The 2,606-nt window shown below is 67.5% G+C and carries 3 protein-coding genes and 1 pseudogene; 2 read left to right on the top strand and 2 right to left on the bottom strand.

What is annotated here, in order from left to right:
* Together JYK17_RS40185 and JYK17_RS40190 are read right to left on the bottom strand one after the other, a co-directional pair.
* The coding region (locus tag JYK17_RS40185) for a hypothetical protein (RefSeq protein ID WP_222812318.1) at positions 1–185 on the bottom strand (185 nt) is incomplete at its 3' end.
* A gap of 79 nt (positions 186–264) precedes the next feature.
* Positions 265–807 (bottom strand): RraA family protein, encoded by a 543-nt coding sequence (locus JYK17_RS40190; protein WP_234548398.1) that lies wholly within the window; start codon positions 805–807, stop codon positions 265–267.
* A gap of 521 nt (positions 808–1,328) precedes the next feature.
* Between JYK17_RS40190 and JYK17_RS40195 the strand changes: the two are divergent.
* Both JYK17_RS40195 and JYK17_RS40200 read left to right on the top strand, forming a co-directional pair.
* Positions 1,329–2,083, top strand: a pseudogene (locus JYK17_RS40195) (HAD family hydrolase).
* Positions 2,084–2,238: 155 nt separating this feature from the next.
* Positions 2,239–2,606, top strand: a 368-nt coding sequence (locus JYK17_RS40200) for a TetR/AcrR family transcriptional regulator (protein WP_308011745.1), incomplete at its 3' end; no start/stop codon positions are given.

Below are 2,606 nucleotides of genomic sequence, written 5' to 3' on the forward strand. Positions count from 1 at the left end.
CACTCGATGTGTTCACTCTCCTCGACGTCGATCTGATCGAGGTCGGCAAGTCGGAGGATCTCGACGACGTCGTCCAGATGGGAGGCGACTCCCAGGATCACGTCACCCTCGGTGACCCGGCGGGAGCCGTCCAGCGCCGGGGTGTGCACCACGATGTGCGAAGACCGGTGCGATGTCTGTGTCATGACCAACCTCGTTGTTTCTGATGCGATTGGAATGGGGCCTCCTTGTGCAGCCCGCCGAGCATGCGGCGCTGCGTGCACCTCATCCACCTGGCTGCGCGTTCTCGCCCCTGATGACTCCGGCTGCCTCGGCCTCCTCGGCCGCGATGTCCTCGGCGATGGCGAAGACCCGATGCAGGGTCGCTGAAGGGATCACGACGCCGCCGGCGCTGTCCATGTGGACGTAGTCGCCGGGGTTCACGCAGACGCCGCAGATCTCGACGGCCACTCCGTACGCGAAGGGCATGATCGTGTCGCCGCCCCAGCGGACAGCTTCTCCCGGTGCACCAGGTGGCGAAGCTGTGCCGCGCAGTTGGTCGAAGTCCCGCAGCCGGCCGTCGGCCAGTACGCCGGCGAGGTCGGCGCCGTCCGCCCTGGCCAGCTTGGTGCCCCCGCCGTGCGACACCTCGGGATGGCCGCCGCTGGAGAGCACGAGCACTTGGCCCGCGGCGGGCTCTTGCCCGAGTGCCCCGTAGAAGTAGTGCTTGAAGTCGCGGACCGTTCCCGCCAGGTCGTCACGGAAAGGGCAGGTAGGAGATGGTGGCCGCGGGTCCGAAAGGGGGCGAAGTGGGTCGGGGCTCGACATGACGGGAATGTGGGCCCGGTGGCCGTGGACACGGCCCACGGCGTCGACGAGCGTGGCACACCCCAGGCGGGCAGCCCTTGCGGCCAAGGCGTCGTCCTCCATCGACTTCCTTTCGAAGGGCCACCGGCCCCGAGCGGTGGGGGAGTTGGGCACGAACCTATGACGCAGCAGTCCAACAAGTCCGAGCACATGGCTCGCAGCGCACAGCACCCAGCCCGGCGCCGGTGTGGCACGTGTGTCAGCGCCCTTCTACAGCGTGTTCTTACCGACCGGTCTCAGAACCGGTCCGTATCGGCCGCAGTGACGCTGGGGCGTGAGTGGCCAGTACCTCTACGGCCCGTCTACTTCGCGTCGATCGGTCGAGCCAAGCCAGGCGTGAGGCGCCGACAACGGCCAACAGAGGGAGCTGTAGACGTCGGTTCGTGGATCCGGCGTCCACCGCACGTCTACAGGTGTTCCGCGGCGGCGGCACGGCGGACAACACTGGCCGCCCTACCGGTACTTGAGAGAAGGACGACTCTGTGACACTTGGTCCGCCTGCCGCGATACGGGCCTGTCTCTTCGACCTCGACGGCGTGATCACCGACACGACCTCCCTGTACGCCGCCGCGTGGAAGGAGGCGTTCGACACGTTGCTGCAGCAGCACGAGGGCGAGGGGTTTCGCCCGTTTGCCGCGGACACCGGATACGACGAGTTCTTCGACGGCCGGTCGAGCGCCGAAGGTGTGCGGTGCTTCCTGTCCTCGCGCGGGATCGAACGGCCCGACGGCAGCCCTGACGACCCTCCGGGCCCGGACACGGTGTATGGGCTGGTCCGCTGGAAGAACAGCCTGTTCGAGGCCAGGACACGGTCACAGGGGGTCCAGGTGTACCAGGACACCATGGCCTACGTCATGGCGGCCCGTGACAGCGGGCTGCTCACCGCTGTGGTCGCCTCAAGCGCCAACTGCCGCGAGATCCTGCGGGCGGCGCGTATGGAGACACTCTTCGACGCGTGGATTGACGGCGTGGTGGCCGCGAGTCGGAACCTGCGCGGCAAGCCTCACCCGACACATTCCTGGCAGCTGCCCGCGATCTGGGCCAGCACCCTGCACAGTGCGCGGTATTCGAGAACGCGCAGGCAGGCATGGACGCCGGACGATCGGGTCACTTCGGGTGGGTGGTCGGCGTCGCCAGGACAGTCCGCGCCGGGGCGTTGTGCGCGCATGGCGCCGATGTGGTCGTCAAAGACCTGGGAGACCTGACCGGCACGCCTGATCCACGCCCTCGGCCGTGATCGGCCACCCCCTCCTGAAACCGTTGCACCGTGAGTCATGTGCACGGAGAGAGTGCCCGCACCGTCTTCGGCGGCCGAGTCGCTGGGCGGGTCGAAAAAGGACCTTGAGGTCCTTTCCAGAACATGCTATGGTCCGTGGCGGTAATCTGGCCAATGTGGCGGAACAGGCACCCGACAAGAACAGCTCCCGGCTGACCGAGCGCGGGCGGGCGACTCGAGAGCGCATCTTGAGGGCCGCCGGCGACATGATGTACGTCAAGGGCGTCTCCCTGACGACCCTCGATGACGTCAGGGCTGCCAGCGGAACGAGCAAGTCCCAGCTCTACCGCCACTACCCCGACAAGGATGCGCTGGTGCGGGACGTTGTCGCGTTGCAGGCCGCGGAAGTGCTCGATCGTCACCAGCAGCTCCTGCGACGGCTCAATTCCTTCCGCGGGCTGGAGCGCTGGCGGGATGCGGTGGTGGAGCGCAACGCGCTCCGCAACGGGGCGTACGGCTGCCCTCTCGGCTCCCTCGCGAGCGA

This window comes from Streptomyces plumbidurans, from assembly GCF_019857225.1.
Taxonomy (GTDB): domain Bacteria; phylum Actinomycetota; class Actinomycetes; order Streptomycetales; family Streptomycetaceae; genus Streptomyces; species Streptomyces plumbidurans.

Bases quoted from the DNA above. Each gene is read 5' to 3' on its own strand.
- JYK17_RS40190 (WP_234548398.1), bottom strand. From the start codon at position 807: ATGTCGAGCCCCGACCCACTTCGCCCCCTTTCGGACCCGCGGCCACCA.